Here is a 20,688-nt window from a genome sequence, read left to right on the forward strand (position 1 = left end):
CCAGATGAGCCGGCCGACGTAGAGTTCGTTGTTGAGGATGCCGGTGCCGCGTTTGATGTGGCCCCGTAACGTCGTGTTCCCCCATAGCTTGCCGTATGGACCAGATATCCCTTCCGCATTGAGCCGCTTGGCTATTGTCAAAGGGCTGATGCCATTTGCATAGTCACGGAATATGCGGCGGATGACCTCGGCTTCAACCACGTTGATCGTGCGATCGCCGCGGATCGGCTCGCCACCGGCGTCAAGGCACCTCACCAGATCGTAGCCGTAGGACAGTCCGCCCCCAGACTTTCCCTTCTCGACGCGGCCACGCAATCCGCGATGGGTTTTCTTCGCAAGATCCTTCAGGAACAGCGCGTTCATCGTCCCCTTGAGGCCGACATGGAGTTCGGAGATTTCTCCTTCGGCGAGCGTGACGATGGTTATGCCGGCAAATTGTAGATGCTTGTAAAGCGTCGCGATGTCGGCCTGGTCACGCGAGATACGATCTAGTGCTTCCGCCAGCAGAAGGTCGAACTTCCCTGTCCTTGCATCTTCCAGCAATTGCTGAATGCCAGGGCGTAGTGTCACGCTTGAGCCCGAGATGGCCGCATCCTTGTAGCTTGCGATCACTCGCCAGCCTTCGCGGGTCGCCTGTTCCCGGCAAATGCGCAGTTGGTCTTCAATCGATGAGGGGTTTTGCCGATCGGTGGAGTAACGGGCATAAAGGGCAGTGCGGATCATGGAAAAGCTCCCGACAGCGAAAGGGCCGTCATGCAAGCATGACGCCTGTGGTGCCCTTTCCCCCTACGTCTCATTGATCCTGGGCTTCTATTGGTCGTGAGGCGGAGTGCGTCGCGTTTAACTCCCGGGCCATCTGACGCCCGAGCAGGCGAGCAAGACAAACCAACGCTTCACGAGTTCGGGCCTGCCTTTCGTCGGCCAGTTCGTGGACACCATCAATGTCCGCCTTAGTTTCCGGGGGGATCACCGCGCGCCCTTGTAGGTTCGCAGCCCGGTATAAGGTTTCTGGTTAGCGCACGCTTCCGTGTGCAGGTCTATGGTCAGGCCCTTCAATTGGCGGCTGACTTCAACAGCGTTTTGAGGCGCATGCAACCCAATGGTGCGGCGGGTGCCGAGTGCCACTCCTAAGAGAGTGAAAGTGTCCAAGCATTGGCAGAGAACTGACATGGGAAGCCTGCTGTCGAGGGGGCGATCTTACAGGAATGGGGGGCTGCGCTTGAACTTCAAGAGGCTTCAAGGCGAGCCTTTCTCGATGAATCTTCCACCGTCGTTCGAAGGCGTGCACAGGCGTTTTGATGGCGTCGGAAATATTTTTTTTGGCCAACCAACAAAGGTGTTTTCGAATAGGCGTTGAGGAAGAACGCGATGTCCGTTGGTCTATGTCCACCTTTTATAAGCTGACCAACGCATGCTCTGACCCGGAGTATCCATTTACTCAGTAAGTCCAAGTAAAAATAATCGAAATGGACGCACGATAATTGCAGTTATCACATAAGCGTGTTTGACGCTCGTTTATATCGAATGTACGTTTCGGCGCCATGGAACCCTGCGATCCCGCCGACCCGATCCCGCCGACCCGATCCCGCCGATTTCCATGGAGAACCCTGTCGCAGCGCGCGGCGGGCTTGGCGAGCTGGCGTGGGCCGTCGTCAAGATGCGCGCCGGCGAACGTCTCATCATCGACGAGGGGTTGATCGCCGCGTTCCAGGCCGCCTCCTCGCCGCACACGGTCCGCGCGCTCAAGTCCGACCTCGAGGCCTTCGACCTTTGGTGCCGGCGTACCGGTCGCACCACGCTGCCGGCGACACCGGAAGTGGTCGCCGACTATCTCGGCGCCCGGGCCGGGCAGGGCAGCAAGCCGGCCTCGTTGTCGCGCTACAAGGCCTCGATCGCGCGGGTGCATCAGCTGCTGGGCATCGCCGACCCGACCGCGGCGCCGCTGGTCAAGCTGCGGCTCGGGGCGATCCGCAAGGCCATGGGCGTGGCCCAGAAGCAGGCACGGCCGCTGCGCTTTAAAGGTCCGGTGCGCGATGTCGCGCGCGATGGGCCGCGGGGCCTCAATATCAGGGCGCTGCTGGAGGCCTGCGGCGACGATCTGACGGGGCTGCGCGACCGGGCCCTGCTGTCGACCGCCTACGACACCGGGCTACGCGCCTCGGAGCTGGTGGCGGTCGCCGTGGAGCATATCGTCGATGCGCTCGACCCCGAAGCCCGATTGCTGACCATTCCGCGCAGCAAGGGCGATCCGGACGGGGAAGGGCCCACGGCCTTTCTGTCGCCGCGCTCGGTGCGGGCGATCGCGGCCTGGCAGGCGGCGGCGGAGATCGCGGCCGGGCCGCTGTTCCGCCGGGTCCAGGTGCGGCGCTACAAGGCGCGAAAGGCCGTGCCGGCGCGGCGGATCGAGACCATCTCGGGCCGCGAGGCCTGGGATTTGCGCAAAACGCTGCCCAGGAAAGCGGTTCCTGCACGGGTGGAGTATGATGTGGGCGAGGGCGCACTCCACCCTGCCTCGATCGGGCCGATCTGGCGGGCGATCATCCAGCGGGCCTTCGCTGCCGGTGCCCTGCCCGATCTGACGCAGGATGACCTGGCACGCCTTCTTAAGGGGGTGAGTGCCCATTCGACGCGGGTCGGCCTCAATCAGGACCTGTTCGCCAGCGGCGAGGATCTCGCCGGGATCATGGACGCTCTGCGCTGGAAAAGCCCGCGCATGCCGTTGGCGTACAACCGCAACCTGGCGGCCGAGGCCGGTGCGGCCGGACGGCTTATGAAACTTCTGGCATGAATGCGGGAGGGGGAAATGCCGGGCAAACCCTGTTTGATCGGACGCCCCGCCGCTGGACCGCGCGCAGCTGTGCACAGGGTTTACGCGGCCAGCGTTGCTGGCCGTTTCGAGCAGCTCTTCTTTACGCCACGACAATTCCTAAAACCGCAGGAGATTATCCCCATGAACAATGCCGACATCGCCGACAAGCTGGCCGCTGAGACCGGCGTCACCAAGGCCGATGCCAAGAAGGCCGTCGATCTGGTTTTCGCGGCGATTGCCGATGCAGCCGCCGCCGGCGACGAGATTTCGCTGAACGGTTTTGGCAAATTCAAAGTCAAGGATTCGCCGGCGCGCGAAGGCCGCAATCCTTCGACCGGCGAAACCATCCAGATCGCCGCTTCGAAGAAGCTGACTTTTGCGCCCGCAAAGGCGATCAAGGACAAGCTGAACGGCTGAGGCAAAAATCGGCACTGCGTCCATCGCACGGTGCCGATTTTCTATCGTTGCACTACAAACGGTTTCCGTAGCAGTTTGGCCAGCAGTGCCAGTCGTTCTTGGAAGTGCTGGGTTACCGAGTTGAATGGCCGGAGGTGGGACGATCCGGAACGGCAGCTTCGAAGGCGCGGAAACGAGATAGCCGACATTCGATCGGGTCGGTGTACGCTTCCGTGACCGACCCTGCTCAGTCAATCAGGCGCCGATTTCGGCTCCCCACGATTGGTCGGTCTGCTTTTTCTGACCGCATGCGGAATGCCGGGTCAGGAGCGGGCCGGCCGGTTTCCGAACCTGAAAATGGAGTGCCGCTATTCGGGTAAAGCTTGCAGTTTTATGGCGTATTTCTAACACTATTGGACATCAAAATACATCGTTGAGTGGAGTAAAGGAAATGCCAGTCGAGGCAACTGCGTTGATGAGGATGGTCGCCGCAATGCCTTGGCTTGAAGTCGTCAGGACCATCGCACCAGTTGTAACTGCATGGATTGCTTTCAGGGCACTACGCAATTGGCAGCGCCAAGATCGAGCGAAACGCGAGGCCGAATTTCTAGACGAACTCGTGGATGCAGCACATCAGCACATCGTAGAGATGCAGAGGCCGGTTGAGCTGTTGCGTATGGCGAAGATTGGCATGGCGAGCCACGTGCGGAGCTGGGAGCCAGGCGAAGAGGGTGAAAAGGTGACTGTGGGAGCAATTGAATACATCAACAAGCGAGGCGAGCAAGACGGAACGCGGTTGATGGGGGCACTCGCGGCCACCGAAACCTCGGTCATCAAACTGAGGTCGCTCGCTGTGAAGGGACAGGTGTTCAAATTCCAAGATTACCAAAAATGTTACGAGGCCGTGATAAAGCTCATTTGGCACTTCGGTCGCGTGCAAGCTTTTACTTCGGTGATCGAATCACCTAGCTGGAATTGGGAGAATCCCGAAGTGAGCAGTCTGCTAGACAAGGTAAGGACCATCGAGCCAGACGATATTTTGCAAGACCTTGGCGTAAACAGCGCAGCCATCATAGAGTTCGCCCGTGACACGTACGCACGCATCTACGGTTAACTCTCGACGGACTACGCTGAACTGACGGCCGCTTCTGAGCAAACATGAGGGGTTGTTATTTTAAAGAGCCGAATAAATTCTAGCGGCCAAGTCATAGCCTATCACATGCTGTCCATGTGGGGTCGACACCACGAACCTGCCTATTTCAGCTGGCGAGAAGGAAAAGATTTCAGGTAGCTTCAGGTGGCGCTTGGCGGCACCGTCTGCCGAATTGCATTGATCGCAAAGCACCGTCGGCTGAAATCGCGCGATGCCGTCGCCAGTCCAGCTACAGCCGTGATCATGATGTTCGCGCAGGCCAGCCATCCAGTCTTCGAACCGGTGAGCAGTTCGTGGAAACCGCACGGTCCAGTGTAGAATTTCGAATTTCGATCGCCTGCAACTCGGACAACTCCAATGTGGACCGACACGAGCCCACAACTGGTGACAGTGCGCGCCTTCGTAGGCGGCGAACTCCTCGGCAGTTGGAATTCGAACAGGCTTGCGCTTCGCTCTAATGATGAAACATCATGTGTCGAAATTTCGTCTCCATCAAGCTTCGGCGTAAGTCGCGCAGCGGCGTCGTGCTTAACTGGCAAATTGACCACCTCGGCCGTTCAGCCGCCGAATGTTCGCTCCCAGGTGTGGTGGGGCCGCTGGCCCATTCTAGGCACTGATGATGGTCATGTCTGGTCACGCGCAACGAAACCCCCGCGCTCGTGAACTTGCATGCCAGACAATTACGTCAATACGCACTGGGAATGGATATCGGCACCCACCACCTCCCGAGCCATCTCCGCCAGATGAGCATGGTGAGTGAAGAATAACACCTGTGTCGTTCGAGCCAATTCGGCAAGAACTTCAAGACCGGCACGCGACCGGTCATCATCGAAGTTCACGAAGAGATCATCGGCTAGGAATGGCAGCCTAACGCCCGACATGACGGATTGCTCGACGGCTGCGAGCCGCAGGGACAAAAAGAGCTGATCGGTCGTGCCCTCGCTCATGGCGCCGACCTCGACGATCGATCGCCCATCGTCTGATACACCCAAGAGCCGCGGCGAGGCTGTATCATAGTCGACGCGTAGACCCGCATATCGGCCCAGCGTCAGCCGCGAGAACAGCGTGCTCGCACGTTCCAGCATAGGATCTTGATGTTCTTCGCGATAGCGCTCGATCGCCCAACGCAACGTTACCGCCTGCACGCGCCGCAGAATATATTCTTCGGCCTGCACGCCCATTTCGGCCAGCGCTGAAGCAGCATCCGTAGCCGCGTCGATCGCATCGGCCGGAGAATTTTCCAGCTGCAGGAACGCGCGTCGGGCTTCACCATGCGCGGCAGCAGCCTCGGAGATTTGAGTGTTGAGGTCCGCCAGCTCGCGCTCGATCGCTTGGGATCGCGTGGACGCCTGATCGGGATCACTTTCGGCAAAAGCGGTGAGAAGAGTTTCAAGGCCATAGCCGTCGCCCGCCGCTTCGATCTGGCGCTCGGCTTCGGACACCTGCTCGCGAAGCCTGCGGACGAGACGAGATGCGTCGATCGCAGACGCGATCACTATGACATCCTGCGTACCAATTTCGGTCATGGCCGCCGCGAGAGAGGCTTTTGCGGCATCAAGCCGCGCATTTGCTTCAGCTTCCTGCGAACCCCGCTTAGCGATCTCATCGCGCAAGCCCTGCAGTCGGGTCTGAGCAGAACGAGCTTCAAGTAGGGCGGATCGCATCGCCTCCACGCGCAGTTCGGATGTGGCGGCGGCAACCGACAGCTCATCGGAAAGGGCATCGACCAACGAAGTATAATCTCGACTGTCGCGCTCGATGCTCTCGATCCGCCGCTCGATATCGGCCAACTTGTCCGATGCGGTGCGGACCTCATCGAAGAGGTCGAGCCGAAATTCCGAGGTGCTGATCTCGAATTTGAAAGACCAGCCTGCAACTTCCTTCGCCCAATCGGCACCAGCCGCCTCGACGCGTTCTTCCAGGTCGCGCCGGCGAACTGCCAGATCGGCGATTGCCTTCTCGATGCGCTTTCGCTCGAGAGCTGCGTCCCGGTTCTGCGCGGCTGCGGCATCGAGAACGGCCAGAACTGCTGTCGCCTGCGCGAGCAGGTCCGCCAAGGCGACAGGGGCGCTCGCATTACTCGGTAGATCCAGAGCCGATCGCAAAGCATCGATGGCTCGGGAGCGGCGGTCGTCTTCGCGCGTCGCGGCGGCGAATTGCGCCTCAGCAGAGCTCGCCAAGTCGAGCGCGGTAAGGCGCAGGCTGAGCCAGACGCGAAGTCGGCCGGGTTCGAGCGTTACAAGACCTGCCGCATCCAATCTCGATGACCAAGCGGCGTCTGCCTGCTCGCGCCGGGCCGAGGCCGCCGTTGCGCGGTCTTGAGCTTGCTGTGCCTGTACCAGTTTCGCCTTGCGTTCGACGAGCAGGTGCGCCAGGCGACCGGAGTCTTCAGCCTTCGCATAGCGACGGTCAGCCAGGTGATCCGTCTCCCCGAGTTTCGTGTCGAACTCGGCGGCATTCGCCGGCGCCGATAGCCCCAGCTCGCCAAGTGCGATTTCGGCGCGCAATGCTTGCCACACGCGGTTCCGATCGTCGCGCGATCGCGACAGATCTTCGTCGGAGACCGCGCCATCAGCGCTGCGAAGACCCTCGATTTCAACCGCCAGGACGGACGCCTCGTCAGTCAGCCGCCGCCTTTCGTCGCTTGCATCCGCGATCGTGGCATCAAGGTCTCGAATTGCGTCGATGGCATGCTGAAGCTCGTCATCTGCTGGCGGCACCAATCCCGCGAGCCGATCGATGTCTCCGTTCCAGGGCAGGAGCTTCTCGAGAGCCAGCGTCACCGCTCGCTGCGCACGCTGAGCGGTGGTGGCAGCCTCCGAGCAACGGCTGTCGACATCGTCGCCCAAGGCGAGCGCACCGGTGATGGCGGTGCGGAGTCGGCTGAGATGCTCGGCGTCGACCACAGTCCCGTCGTCATGAACCGCAGCGAACTCGGCGCGCAGATCGACTTCGGACTTGGAGATCTGCCCGAGCGCCACACGAGCGTCCGAAGCCTGCTTCGCGATCTCCCGCAAACGCGTGACGGCCAACCTGCCAGGAACTGCATCTGCCCCAAGGCCCGCTTCGCCGCGCAGCCGCGCCGTTGCTTGAGCGAGCAGATTACGTTCGGTCGCCAACCGCTCGAGATCGCTGGCCGCCTTGGTCGCGGCCCCACGCTTCTCGATGACATGTTCGAGGCGATCGGCAGCGCGAATTACACTTTCGTCGAGTGTGATAAGCGCAATCCCGGCCTCGGCTTCTGCCTTCAATGCGCCGGCGGCATCCAGATCACGGAGTGCCTGGTTGAGGGCAGACAAGGCCTGTTCGCATGAGGCCTCAGTTTGCGTCGTAAGGACGACGGTAGCGGAATGATCGGCTAACTCTTGGAGAAGGCTGGCCCGGGTCCGTACGAAAGTCCCGACGCGGCGCAACCGCTCCAGCTTTCGCGATTCCGTAGATAGGTTGTCACGCAGTCGCTCCAATTCGCCGAGCGTGCGGCGCGTTTCAGTCTCAGCGTTGCGCGCATCGGCCCAATCCTTGGGCTTCATGCCAAGATCTCGGACGGCGCGCGTTTTCTCCCGAAATTCGCGTTCGGCGATCGTGTAGGAGCGTCGGCTGGAAGCGCGTTTGCCCCAGATGGCGTCTGCTTCGTCCTCGAGCTTGCCCGCCTCGGCCGTGACGCCCGTCAGATTTGATCCAGCGGCGAACAGTGCCTGACCCAGATCGTCGCGGGCCTGGACCATCGCTTGGCCGCCCTTTCGCAGCCCCTCCTGGTCGAGGCTGAAGGACAATCTGAAGGTGTCGCGATTCTGGCCTCGCAACATCGCAAGCAGTGGCGCCTCGTCGATCGGCTTGTCGTCCGCCCCGACCAACGATCCCGCATTAGCCTTCCTCCGGCGGATCAGCAGGCTCTGATCATCCTCTTCGAGCACGGCGCCGATACGGAGGAGCGGATAATCGAAGAGAAATTTGTAAGGCGACGTGGTCCCAAAGCCAAACAACAAGTCCGATACGGCGGCCATCGACGTGGTCTTCCCTGCTTCGTTCGGACCGTAGATCACGTGAAGATCGGGCTGTCCGGTACGGAACGAGAGCTCACAGTCCTCGAAGCGGCCGTAGCGCTCGAGGATCAGCTTTGCGAAGCGCATCAGCCTGCCCCCTGAAGTCGATGGCGCAACGCGTCGGACGCACTCCGAATGACCTCCCCCCACGCCGCATTCTCCGCGCTCACACGCAGCGGATCTTCTGTCTCGGCCAGATCACCCCGGACCGCATCGAGAAATGGTTTCAGATCCTCCTCAACAAGACGCGCCAGAACCGGGTCATCCGGTGCCGATGCAACAATTGCAGCAAAATCCTCACCGATACCGAGCTGAATCGCTTGCGATTCCCCGCTCAGATCTTCGACGATCTTTTCGAGCCATAGTTCGGGAGAGACAGCAGCGGCAATCGCTCGGACATCGTCCCGCATGCTGCCAATGCCATCACGGATCGCACCGGCATGGGGCGTTTGTCCGGTCAGCGCAAGGCGCACAATCAGCGGCCGACCAGCCGCTTCGGCATGGCCATCGGCAAGCGCAGATCGGATAGCGGCCTGCAGGTCGTCCATTTCGAGGCTTGAACAGTCGACGACCACACGCGCCCAACGAATGACGTCGAGCTCGACACGTTCGACCGATGTCACCTGCCGATCGGAAACCTCAACGATGACGGCACCCTTCACGCCGGTTTCCCGGATCGTCCGTCCCTGCAGGTTTCCCGGGAACACAATATACGGGTCAGTGCTGACACACTCGTAGGCGTGGACATGACCCAGTGCCCAATAGTCGTAGCCCTTGCCACGCAGGTCATCGACAGAACAGGGCGCATAACCAGCGTGTCCCGGGCGACCGCTCAAGGCAGTATGAAGCACCCCGATGTTGAAAGCGTGATCGACGGCCGGCGGGTAGCCGAGCGCAAGGTTGTCGGCGACGGCAGCATTGGCAAAGCTCTGACCGTGGACGGCGACGCCCAGCGCCTCAATGAGGTGAGTGTCTGCACTCTTGTGGGCAAACAAGCTGACATTCTCCGGCCACGGGACCCTGCGCGACAAGACGGAAGCGGCATCGTGATTGCCAGCCAGCAGGAATACCGGAATGTTTGCCTTTGCGAGCAGGCCCATCGCGCGCGCAAAATAGAGGCCCGTGCTCATATCCTTCCAGTCGCCATCGAATAGATCTCCGGCGATCACGACGAAATCGACAGCTTGATCTATCGCATAGCGGACCAGATTATCGAACGCGGCGCGGGTTGCTCCTCTGACCTCCTCCAATGGAATGCCTTCGTATCGAGACAAGCCGGCCAGAGGACTATCGAGATGGACGTCAGCGGCGTGGAGGAATTTGAAGGCGCTCATCCAACCTATCTGGCTCATTAAGGACAGTCCGCAAAGCCCGATCGTTCTCTCGCCGCCAAGTTTCAGATCCATTGGCAAGGAGTATGTTCGACGGCCCCGCTCAGGCGGGCCTCGCTCGATGGAGGTTTAGTCCACCCACCCGTTCGTTAGCGCACTTTGCAATGTCTCGAGCGCATCGACTACGCGAGGTACGGCGTATTTGTAATGCGGCGTATCATAGCGCTTCCCCCGCGCGGTGATGGAATCCACTATTTCGGCAAGGTGAGCGAGCTTTGCCTGCTCGTCTTTCGCGATCGTGATCTTAAAGCCATTGCGTGCAAATGGCTTGCCGTGTTGCGCGAGCCAGGCGCCGACGCGGTCGTTTTGCGGTATGTTGAGAATGGAAAGCACAACTTCTTCAGGCTTTCTTACCTCGAGGAACATCGAACAGAACCAGCCATAGACATTGCGGTCGGCCGCGATGTCATTGTTAGTTCGTTTGTCCACGATGAAGCGATCGCCGACGTCGATCTTTTTGATCCGTCCGTCGGCAAAGCCACCATAGACGTCGAGCAGAACCTGCTTGAGTCTCCGTAACTGGTCGTCCGCCATTCACTCACGCCCTACTCTCGATGCAAGTCTATTTCGGCCAAAGCCCACCAAACCATTACTCGCCGCACGCGGCCGAAGGATTAATCACGTCGATGTAAAAATTTTGGAAGCGATCATGTCGGATGCCAAGCGCCTCCAATGCGAAACGCTTAGCCTTGTCGAGACCAAGTCGGACGCCTTGCACGACGATCTCGACGGCGACGTCGTTACCCTGCGGGATATCAGGAGCATAAATCGCTACTCGCTCCTCAAGGTAGATTGCACCGTCCTTGGCCAAAACCGCTCGCGGTCGATATTCCGCGACCGGTTCGACATCAACGCGATAGGTCACGCTTTCATCATAAACACGGATAACGACCTCGCGGTCTTGCCCGTCGGGCAAAGCGAAGCGCTTCGGCACGCGAAGGCCGACCCAAGGGTTGTGGCCATACCGCGCGCGGATCTCCTGAAAGCCCATTTGCTTCCAGAAGGACAAAGAGGTCGACGGCGCGCATTCTCCCTCGATCACCGCCATATTAGTCTCGGCGGCTCGGTCTATGCAGTATTGCGCGAGCTTGCGCCCCACGCCGCTTCGCCTGAACGCCGGCTTCGTCTCGAAGATGTCGATGACACCCGGCGCGCCCAGCGCGAAAGCAGCGACCTCATCGCCCTGTTTGAGCACGAGCAGCTCGCCAGCGTCATGGCCTTTGGTGATCATGTTTCGGTTCGGATGAAAGGTACTCTCCCCTCCCTCATCCTCTATTCGCAACCAATCCAGAATCTGCCCGAGATCCTCGTCCGTCGACATCGCGATCGTCACGCTGATGTGCCCCTTTCCAATCTGGCCGGCCCAGTCGCCCCAATCACGTTCATGCAGGCACCGCCGGAGCGGCCGGAAGCGCGATGACGTTTGCCGCACCGAACAGATCGGTTGCCTTGGCCATCGCAGACGCGCTCAAAACCTGTGTGAAAAGCACTGCCAGACGCGTTTTGGGACGGGAGCATGCCACGTAGAACAGGTTGCGATTGCTTTCGAAAGATTCGGCCTTGTCGGCCGGTGGACCGGGGTCGAGGCGCTCCAGCATCTGTGCGAAATTATAGATGTTCCAGCCACGGCCGACGATGACGAGGACATTCTCGAACTCCGCGCCCTTTACGCCGTGCTTCGTGGCGAACGGCGTATGTCCGTCTATGAACGCGTCGACCGCCATCAGCTCTGTGTAGGACACAGCGCGAAGCTTCCGCAACTGGGTGACGCGGCTGGATTCACCTTCGACCGGTTCCGGGCCGGCGTCGGCCAGACGTTGCTCCCGGTCCAGAACCGCCTCCGGTAGGTGCATGTGCGGCTGGTCCCGAAGGAAATCGATGACATCCCCGATCAAGCCGGTGGTGCGCAGCTCGACCAACTGTTCCAGCGTCTGGGTCCATGCGACCTTGTCCTGGTGGCGCCGGATACTCGGCCGGCCTGCTCCCAGGCTTTCGAACATGTCACCGTACCGCTGGGCCTGAAAGGCGGTAACCGCCGGTTCGATCTGGTCGGCCAGAAACTTGATGTGGGGATCTTCCTTTTTGAGCCACGCGCCATTGAAACGCCCGTAGATGCCCTGGATGGTCGAGTAACCTTGCTCCTTGGCAAGCACACTGTGGCTCAGCATCAGGATCTTGGTGCGCTCAACCGCGAAATCCCAACCCTCGCTCTCCAGGCGATGCTTGAGATGGTCGGCATATGCGCGGGCGGCCTCGGGGCTTGTGTCGCCCGCCCAATGCCCGCCGGTGCGGCGCTGGCCGGGCCACGCATTGGTGTGGAAAAGCCGCGCCTCGCCCGGCGCGTCCGGATCGCTGGAGATCTGATCAAGGCTCGGGCGCATGCGATTGAGCATCGCGACGATCGGCTCCGCCGAACGGAAATTGGCGTTCTTGTCGATGGCGGTGAGCGCGGCATGTTCCACCGCACCGCAGCCCTCGCCGTAAATCTTCTGCCAGTGATCACCGAACAGACCAATGATCGGTCCAGTGCCGGTGTCGAGGAAATGGGCCTTGAGAGCCTCGACGATCCCGGCGTCGGTGTCCTGATATTCGTCGATCAGAAGAACGGGATAACGGGCCGCCAACACCCGTCGGAACTTGGGTCGCGCCAGGAGCTCGATCATCAGAAGAAGGACATCGTCATGCTTGAGCGTCACTTCTTCGGGCGTCACGCGGGGGTAGCCGAGCTCATAGCGGATCGTTCGGTCGCCGATCGCGTCCACCCCCGCATTTACCAGGCGCTCTCCCCATTCTGGCAGACCGGGCACGATCGTGCGAAGTTCGGTCTGAAAGTCCTGCAGCACCGACCAGCAAAAGCCATGGATGGTTTCCGCGCGCACAGCCGGATGCGCCTGCACCCGCGCGATGATCTCGTCCTTAGCGACGTTGGTGTAGGTGACGCAGGCGATCTGCTGACGCTTGCGCACAAGCTCGCTGCCGCGCAGCTCTATGAGCCGCCGCAGCGCCTTTTCGAGCGAGTAGGTCTTACCCGCGCCCGCCCCTGCCTCGAGACGAAAGCTCCGGCCTTCGTCGAAGCAGGCATAGACGCGCTCGAGTGCGAGACGACCGGCAGCATCAGCTGCACTTTCTTCCTCAGCCATCGTTTTGCGCTCCGTCAGCGGCGTCAATGACCTCGGCGACAAGCTCCTCGGCAAGAACCGCCGGTACCACGACCGACGCGGGGTTGCCCTGAGCGAGCCAGCGGAGACCTTCAGCGATATAGCGCGGCGTTTGCCATTCGGTGTTCACGATCGCATGCTCGAGGGCGAAACTGGACTTCTTCTGCTCGGCCGCATGCTCATAGGCCAGGGTTGCGCTATCGCCTTCGCCCAGATCGAAGAGATCGGGGTTCGCTAGGATAAAGGCATCCTCGAAGCTGCGAGCACAGGGGCCGCCTTCGGCCTCGGGAATCTGATAGGCGAGCCGCCGAACACCGTCGGTCTTTTCGTCGATCGTCTTGGCGATCAGCTGCGCTGGACTGACGTCGGGTTCGAACCAGGTTTTAATGCACGCGTTGCTCGTGAACGTGCCCTCAGCCACCCGCACGGCGACACGCTTGTTCTTCGGTCCGGGCGCCACGCTGTCGATATCCGTGATGATCAACGTGCGCAGTTCGAGAAAGGCGAGCAGACCGAAAAAGCGATGCGCATAGGCGCCGCCTACTTCCATGACGGTCAGATACTGGCTGCCGAGCTGCGGCTCGCCGGCCGCCAGCGCGTCGGTCTTCCGAATCATAGCCGGGAGCAGCAGCCGCTCCGCTGTTCCCTCGATCAGGACCGCCTTGTCGGCGAAGAACAAATCGCAGCGCGACAACGTGAGATACTGGTGGAGGAAATTGCGATCCACCTCCGGGGCTCCGCCCATGCCCTGCCGGAGATCCTTCACCACCGACCGGCGCAGGCCGGGGCCGTCCGGAATGGAGAGAAAGTACCGCAGGCTTTCGAACCGCGCCTCGTTCGCCATATGGGGTGAGTGCGTCGTGACGACGAATTGCACAGGCCAGGGACGATCGGCGTTGAGCTGGGTCACGAACTCATTGGCGATGTGCTCCAGCTGTCGGATGAAAACTTCCTGCATTTGCGGATGCAAATGCGCCTCGGGCTCCTCGATGAAGACCAGATGCACGCCGGCAGCGGTCGGCGTGCCCTGAAATTCACGGAAGAAGCGCAGGAGTTGGAGCAACATGTAGACGAGGTTGCGCGCGCCGAGCCCATTATACGTTTCAGGAAGGGTGACGCCGTTCACGCCGCGATACCGCAGGCGCGTATGATTGCTCAGCAGCTTGTCGACATCGAAGCTGGTTTCAGTGACCAGTCCCGGATCGACGAGCCCCGGGTAACCGAACAGGTCGAAGGTCGGCAGCAGCGATGTCAGCTTCGCATTGAAGCCGACATGGAGATCGTCCTGGATTTGATCGACGGCATCCTTGAGCTGCTCGGCCGTGGTGCGGCGCTCCAGATTCAGCTCGTCGTTTAGCGCTGACTGGAACAACACCTCCACGACCTTGCCGAGCACGTCGCGTTCACGAAATGTGTCGTCGTCGAGCCCGCGCTGAGCGTTAATGAAACCGCCGCCGATAAGCACTGAGAGTAGCTTGGGCTCGAGTTTCTTGCGATTGGTCGCGTCGTTTGGATCGACCGCCTCGAGCGAACCGGTATAGGCCGAGGCGATCCGGGCGCTGAGTTCACGATAGAAGCGCGCGCGATCCGCTTCCGCGTTATCGAGCGGCTCTGCAAATTCCGCGAAGAGTGTGGGAAGCGCGCCAGCTTTCGGTGCGAAGCGAAATTCGAGCCGCGCTTCAGCACAGTCGGGATTGAGATCGATGATACATTCGCTGAGCGGGCCAAGGTCCGGAGCGTCAACGTCGTAGCCGATATCGAGCACCAGCCGGATCACGGGGAGCTCGTCAAGAGTCTCCTCAGCGTCGGGCTGCGCCCGATACGCGACCAGCGCAGTCCAAAAACATTCGTGACATCCCAGCGAGAAATCTTCCAGCCGGAAGCTGATTGCGCGGTCCGAAAGTAGTCGCCGGAAGAGTTCTGCGATCGACGTCTTGCCGCTATTGTTTCGCCCCACGATAAGCGTGGTCCGGTCCTCGAAGCCAATTTCGACATCTCGAAGCAGTCGGAAATTCTCGATTCTTGCACGTTTTATAAGCACTTAGCTCACCCTCTTGAATCAGGCTAGCACCTGTCCGTGTCGTTGTCGTCGACCTTGGTCCCGCTACCATCTACATGATCCACACATTTGACATGCGTTGCTGCGAGAACGGGATCGAGCACCAGCTCGCCAAGATCAAGCACCCCCGGACCCACGGACAGGTCGAAGCTATGAACCCGACGATCAAGGAGGCAACGGTCAAACGTTACCATTTATGACGGCCACGCCGAACTGGCAGTGCACCTTCCCGGCTTCATGCACTCCTACATTACCACCGTCGGCTGACGCCCCCGCAAGGGCTCATGGCCTATGAATACATCAGCCAATGATGGCCAATTGAGCCAAATCGATCCGAGCAAAATCCGCGCCATCAAATGTCGAGATCAATCACCTAGTCGACAAACAGAGGTACCACTAGCCCAGATGAACAGAAATTAATTCTCCCCAACGACGCGATCCAAGCTGCTTTCTTCAGGTAGGAACCCCGCGTCTGTTGGTTTGCAGGATTGAATCGTGCCGCGAGTCCTATGCCGGAGCTTTGAACGGGGCCGTGTTTGATGAACTGTGGCCACTGACGCAGGGGAGGGAACTGGCTGTACGATTGCCGCCACCGGAGTAATAGGACGCAAGCTGATGAGCGCGGGGCATGTGGTGTCGCAATCGGCTGACTTTTCCGGCTTCGACTTGTCCGCGTTTTTGAATTTAGCGATAAGACCGAGAGCCTGTGCCTGATAGGCGAGAGGATCGAGCAGCAGAAGGAGAATGAAGAAAATAAAGGCACGCAGCAGATGAGCGTGCGTGACTTTGATCGAAGTCACCTTGGCGTTGATCGGCTCTTGCGACATCTTGATGTGGCGGGCCGTCGCCAGCGCTAATCTTTTCGGACCCATTTGGGTCTGCCAGGCCTTGGCCAGGTCATGGACGCCGATGACGCTCACGCCCGAAACCTGGAGCGTTCTAAATGCATGCCAGCCAGCAGCTGCGGTGTAGATTACAGCGATGATTAGGATTACGAGGCGTAGCCACTCAGGAGCCGGCCCAACCTTCTTTTCCCATTCCGCTGCTTCGACGCTTAGGGTTACTGGGACGAGCGCCGCGAGCACGGCAAGATAGGTTGTAGCCTTCGCTTCGGCGGTTTTCCGACGCTCGAGCTCTCCATCCATAATCCGATTGGCTTGCTCAAGAGCCATGCCGGTTTCCCGACTCCAGTCAGCCGAGGCAATCAGCGCGTCCGTGGATGCGGAGAATGATTCGTTGTCCGCCTTCTGTTGTGCGGTATCTGGTACAGCATACGGGAAAATAAAGGCCAGAGTCGAGTGAAGATACCTCATCGGTTCAGAGCGTCCACGATTGCTGCCGCGATTGGCTGTCCCGTTCGCATCTCTATCCACCCCCATTGCCCGTTCGGGTTGGCTTCTAGGAACCAAAATTTACCATTCACATCCTCAACCAGGTCGATAGCAGCATATCGTAAACCGAGGTCCCTGGTGACATCGACGCAAGCGGCGGCGACATCGGTGGGCAGCTCGAATGCGCGGTGCGTTACTTCGAGCCGCCCGCCGCGACGCCAGTCGACCTCGGTTTCGGTGTGCTCCTGCGACAAGATTGTAGCCGCGAAGACCCGCTCATCGACCACGGTTGCTCGGATGTCTGAGCGCTTTCGGATCTCGCGCTGGAAGATCACGGGTGCCTGCGCGACCGAGGCCCTCTCAAGATCACCTTGATGTATCCGACTGGTGAACATCACACGCCCCGGTCCATCGGGGTCTTCGATAAGCGCACGCCGAAGCGGCTTGCCGATAGTTCCCCCCGCGGCCGCGAATGCGCGAGCTGCAGCGTCGTCGTTGGTTACGAGGGTTGGTGGGATCATCAGTCCTTTAGCCCGAGCCACGGCTAGCTGGCGTGGCTTGTCTTCGGCGCGTTGCACAGCATATGGCGAATTAAGCCAGCGAGGCTCAAGCGCGTTCCAGAGGGTCCGTAGGATCGAGGCCCATTCGGCGGAAACGTACTCAGCAACGGCTCGCCCCAACTCCTGTTTCGGAGGAGGAGGAAGGGGGCGGCGATAGTAGGCGCCACGGACCTCGCTTAGCCTGATGGTTGTGTTAAGATCCTGTATGATCAGCGAGCTGGGATCGCCGTCAGGGATCGTCCAAGTGAACTGGTCCGCCGACTCGGTGTTAAGCCGGAAGTACGGAATGCGGCGGCGCTGCAATTCCAGCACGATAAGGTCGACCGTGATGTCGCGGCTGTTCGTCGCGATAAGTATCATTGAGTTTGTTTCCGGCGTTACAGGAGTTCGACCCCCTGGTCGTCCGATTCCAATTCGAGGTAGGTCTTCGTCACCAACTCAGCGAGCGAAAAGGAAGTTATCTCGTCGTCGGATTCCTGCTGCACTTCTGTTTTGGATACGAGCTCAGGAATCGTGATGAAATGGTCATCATCCTGCTCTTGGACTGTCAAAGTCTTTGTCACCATCCCAGCGGTCGCCACGTCACTTCGCACCATCGGTTGAAGACCGTTCGAAGTTTCTTCAACCCACACGTGTCGTGTATCGCAGTAATGCCCCCCGATTGCTGGCACCGGCTGACGTTCCACGGCAAATTTGGTCAAGAGTGGCTGTGCTGCAACAAGTTTCTCAATGTGCATTTTCCCCCCAGCGATGCTCCGCATCAATTTACATTGCGCTGCCATCATAATGGCAGCCAAAAGGCTGTGCTTACCGCTTCCAATGACCTCCCTAACGGCAGGAGGTTCGTTCTGCACCAAAGAATCTCTGAAACAATAATTTTTCGTAATTTCAAATGCATTCGGATAACAGACAACGGGCCAAGCTATCGAGCCGTTGCCTTAGTACTCGATGAATGAATGGCGGAGTGTGACGCTCTGCTTCGAGCTTCTGAATGTCCAGTTTCCTGTTCCGGCGCAACGAAGCGGACGGAGCACAAAATCTCTGTCCAGCCATTCAGACCAACCCATTCGCAGATGAACGTAGGGCAGGTTTGCATGATTCGAATTGGGTCGAGGAACGACCGCTTTGTCGGCGGCTGCGGTAGATCGGTGCGCCGCGCGGACTTTGCGTTGCCCGCACGCATTTATCCGGGAAGAGTCGTCTAGAATAGAATCTGTGGGGCTGCGGCGATCGGTACCTAACTTTAAGGAGAACGACGATTTTCGATTGGGTCAACGTGTCCATGGGCGCTAGGTGTTGTATGGCCATCGTCACTTTTGGTGGTATTACAGCGGCAGCGCTCGCCGCTCCCGTATGGGCAGATGCTCACAGCACGCCCGCCATAGAACTGCCGGCGGCACTTGAAATCGGCGTAAGTTGGACAAACCCAGAAGATCACAAATGTCACTTCCAGAATGGTGGAGGTGTCGTACACGAAGCGAAAGTTCGTCTCCATGATCGGAATGGCGCGCTGCATCTCCGCATCGAGGGAGGTGCGCCGTTGGGATGGCCGAAGACAGTCGAGGCAGTGACAAGCAGCCTCATGCAAATACCAATGCCACCGCAGAAGTCGAAGACTTCCAAGAACTTCATGTATGCTGGAGAGCCTCACGGTGACAGCCAAATCTTGGCGATCAACGGGGTCCAATATCGCTTCAGATTTCTCTACTTCGTCACGGTCACGAGTCCGGAGGAGGGAAGATTCCAGATGACCCAAAGGGCGACTATCGAAGCGCTCCCGATAAAACCAGGAGAACTGAGCTCTCGGCCGGTACGCTTAGAGTGCGGTGAGCCAACGGCTCGGTGAACGGATGGCGGTATTCAAGGGCCCCAAATGGGGTGCTCTAATTCCGCTTAGTCGGCGGTTTTGGATTGGGCAGCGGGGCAGGGGCTTTGGCAAGGTACGCGCCCAACCCAGTCATTCACCCTCATTCGGCTTGCATCCAGAACCGGCCATTCCGTGGACCAGGCCGACAATCAGGTTTGAGGCGTGATTGCAATTGCGGAGTGGTCCGCTGAATTATTTACCGAGAGCCCAGCTTCCTTGCGTTCGGAGTAGCGGTCAACGAGTTGCCCTGCGTGCGGCCGCATCAGCACGGTGAAGCGCACCAGTTCCTCCATCACATCGACGATGCGCTCGTAATAGCCCGAGGCCCGCATCCGGTCGTCTTCGTCGAACTCCTTGTAGGCCATCGCCACGGAGGACTGGTTGGGGATCGTGAACATCCGCATCCACCGGCCCAGCAGACGCAGCGAATTAACGGCGTTGAACGATTGCGAGCCGCCGGACACCTGCATGACTGCAAGCGTTCGCCCTTGCGTCGGCCGCATCCCGCGCATCTGGAGCGGCAGATGGTCAATCTGCGTCTTCATGATGCCGGTGATCTCGCCGTGCCGCTCCGGGCTGCACCAGACCATGCCTTCCGACCACAGCGCATGCTCACGCAGTTCATGTACGGCCGGGTGGTCGTCTCCCGCTATCTGATCGGGCAGCGGCAGATCCCTAGGATCGAAGATCCTCGTCTCGGCGCCGAAGAACTGCAGCAGGCGCGCCGCCTCTTCCACGGCGAGGCGTGAGAATGAGCGCTCCCGCAGCGATCCATAGAGCAGCAGGATGCGCGGTGCCGGTTGATCCGGGCCAAGGCCGCTGGCGGGACGCGCCAGCGCGAAAGCCTTGTCCAAAGCAGGAAGATGATCGGGGGCGGCGAGTTCGCGCAGTCTCATGCGGAAATACCTTTCTCGTACCAGGGGCGGGTCCGCTTCACCAAGGAGACGATCGACAGCATCACCGGCACTTCGACCAGCACGCCCACGACCGTTGCCAGCGCGGCGCCGGAACTGAGGCCAAAGAGGCTGATGGCGGCGGCCACAGCCAGTTCGAAGAAGTTGGAGGCACCGATCAGGGCCGAAGGGCCGGCGACACACCACGCCACGCCGAAACGGCGGCTGAGCCAATAGGCGATGCCGGCGTTGAGATAGACCTGAAACAGGATCGGCACGGCAATCAGCGCAATCACCAGCGGCTGCCGAATGATCTGCTCGCCCTGGAAGCCGAACAGCAGCACCAGCGTCAGCAGCAGGCTGGCAAGGCTGATCGGGCCGATGGCGGACAGGAAATGCTGAAGGCGCTGCTCACCCCCGCAAAGGAGGGCTCGGCGGAGCAGTTGCGAGATGACCACTGGGGCGACGATATAGAGGCCCACCGACAGTGCCAACGTGCTCCACGGCACCGTGATCGATGCCACGCCGAGCAATACGCCCACGAGCGGAGCGAAGGCGAAGACCATGATCAGGTCGTTCAGCGCCACCTGGCTCAAGGTGTAGTTCGGCTCGCCCTCGACGAGGTTGGACCAGACGAAGACCATGGCTGTGCACGGCGCTGCAGCCAGTAGGATCAGCCCGGCAATGTAGGACGACGATGCACCTTCAGGCAGCATCGGCGCGAACAGATAGCCGAGAAAGAACGTGCCGAGCAGCGCCATCGAGAATGGCTTGATCGCCCAGTTCACCACAAGGGTGACGCCGATACCGCGCCAGTGCTGCCGAAGGCTATGGAGCGCGCCGAAATCGACCCGCAGCAGCATCGGAATGATCATCAGCCAGATCAGCCCCGCCACCACGAGGTTGACGTTGGCGATCTCCAGCGCTGCGATCGCCTCGAAGGCACCGGGGAGCAAATGGCCGAGACCGATCCCGATCACGATGCACAGGGCGACCCACAGCGAGAGATGACGTTCGAACAGCGACAT

At 59.9% G+C, this 20,688-nt stretch carries 16 protein-coding genes (1 of these 16 running past the window's edge); 3 read left to right on the plus strand and 13 right to left on the minus strand.

All coding sequences use genetic code 11. The features are described from left to right. Nucleotides 1-723: the beginning of a recombinase family protein gene (locus AC4D6D_RS18230; protein ID WP_491328761.1), read on the minus strand. It extends 960 nt beyond the left edge of the window; 723 of the gene's 1,683 nt are visible here — the first part of the coding sequence; it begins with the start codon at nt 721-723; its stop codon lies off the left edge, out of view. 243 nt (nt 724-966) lie between these two features. Then, on the minus strand, nt 967-1,125 hold the full coding sequence (locus tag AC4D6D_RS18235; protein ID WP_491328457.1) for a hypothetical protein: 159 nt from the start codon (nt 1,123-1,125) through the stop codon (nt 967-969). Between the two features lie 472 nt (nt 1,126-1,597). On the opposite strand from AC4D6D_RS18235, the gene AC4D6D_RS18240 reads away from it, so the two are divergent. The 3 genes from AC4D6D_RS18240 to AC4D6D_RS18250 all read left to right on the plus strand — a co-directional run bounded on the left by AC4D6D_RS18240 (nt 1,598) and on the right by AC4D6D_RS18250 (nt 4,319). Then, nucleotides 1,598-2,788: a site-specific integrase gene (locus AC4D6D_RS18240; protein ID WP_491328762.1), complete on the plus strand. Its 1,191-nt coding sequence runs from the start codon at nt 1,598-1,600 to the stop codon at nt 2,786-2,788. A 162-nt stretch (nt 2,789-2,950) separates the two neighbouring features. Beyond that, on the plus strand, nt 2,951-3,226 hold the full coding sequence (locus AC4D6D_RS18245) for an HU family DNA-binding protein (RefSeq protein WP_491328763.1): 276 nt from the start codon (nt 2,951-2,953) through the stop codon (nt 3,224-3,226). 430 nt (nt 3,227-3,656) lie between these two features. Beyond that, entirely contained in the window at nt 3,657-4,319 is a 663-nt protein-coding gene (locus tag AC4D6D_RS18250) for a hypothetical protein (RefSeq protein WP_491328458.1), read from the plus strand. A gap of 719 nt (nt 4,320-5,038) precedes the next feature. Here the strand turns inward: AC4D6D_RS18250 and AC4D6D_RS18255 are convergent. The 11 genes from AC4D6D_RS18255 to arsB form a co-directional block, all read right to left on the minus strand. Then, on the minus strand, nt 5,039-8,488 hold the full coding sequence (locus AC4D6D_RS18255; RefSeq protein ID WP_491328459.1) for an ATP-binding protein: 3,450 nt from the start codon (nt 8,486-8,488) through the stop codon (nt 5,039-5,041). Beyond that, nucleotides 8,488-9,807, minus strand: coding sequence for a metallophosphoesterase family protein (locus AC4D6D_RS18260; protein WP_491328460.1), 1,320 nt, complete (start codon nt 9,805-9,807; stop codon nt 8,488-8,490). Before AC4D6D_RS18260 ends, AC4D6D_RS18255 begins: the two co-directional genes overlap by 1 nt. A gap of 54 nt (nt 9,808-9,861) precedes the next feature. Then, entirely contained in the window at nt 9,862-10,326 is a 465-nt protein-coding gene (locus AC4D6D_RS18265) for a hypothetical protein (RefSeq protein ID WP_491328461.1), read from the minus strand. Between the two features lie 55 nt (nt 10,327-10,381). Further along, nucleotides 10,382-11,125, minus strand: coding sequence for a GNAT family N-acetyltransferase (locus AC4D6D_RS18270; protein ID WP_491328462.1), 744 nt, complete (start codon nt 11,123-11,125; stop codon nt 10,382-10,384). A 49-nt stretch (nt 11,126-11,174) separates the two neighbouring features. Continuing rightward, a complete protein-coding gene (locus tag AC4D6D_RS18275) occupies nt 11,175-12,932 on the minus strand; it encodes a UvrD-helicase domain-containing protein (protein ID WP_491328463.1) in 1,758 nt (585 codons plus the stop codon). Next, nucleotides 12,925-14,991 (minus strand): ATP-dependent nuclease, encoded by a 2,067-nt coding sequence (locus AC4D6D_RS18280; protein ID WP_491328464.1) that lies wholly within the window; start codon nt 14,989-14,991, stop codon nt 12,925-12,927. Before AC4D6D_RS18280 ends, AC4D6D_RS18275 begins: the two co-directional genes overlap by 8 nt. Before the next feature lie 434 nt (nt 14,992-15,425). Next, entirely contained in the window at nt 15,426-16,322 is an 897-nt protein-coding gene (locus AC4D6D_RS18285) for a hypothetical protein (RefSeq protein WP_491328465.1), read from the minus strand. Continuing rightward, a complete protein-coding gene (locus AC4D6D_RS18290) occupies nt 16,319-17,260 on the minus strand; it encodes an MvdC/MvdD family ATP grasp protein (protein ID WP_491328466.1) in 942 nt (313 codons plus the stop codon). Before AC4D6D_RS18290 ends, AC4D6D_RS18285 begins: the two co-directional genes overlap by 4 nt. A gap of 17 nt (nt 17,261-17,277) precedes the next feature. Beyond that, nucleotides 17,278-17,754: a hypothetical protein gene (locus AC4D6D_RS18295; protein WP_491328467.1), complete on the minus strand. Its 477-nt coding sequence runs from the start codon at nt 17,752-17,754 to the stop codon at nt 17,278-17,280. 1,162 nt (nt 17,755-18,916) lie between these two features. After that, entirely contained in the window at nt 18,917-19,663 is a 747-nt protein-coding gene (arsH, locus tag AC4D6D_RS18300) for an arsenical resistance protein ArsH (protein ID WP_491328468.1), read from the minus strand. Next, on the minus strand, nt 19,660-20,688 hold the full coding sequence (arsB, locus tag AC4D6D_RS18305; protein WP_491328469.1) for an ACR3 family arsenite efflux transporter: 1,029 nt from the start codon (nt 20,686-20,688) through the stop codon (nt 19,660-19,662). The genes arsH and arsB overlap by 4 nt, the downstream gene beginning before the upstream one ends.

This window comes from Novosphingobium sp. BF6 (genome assembly GCF_058273105.1).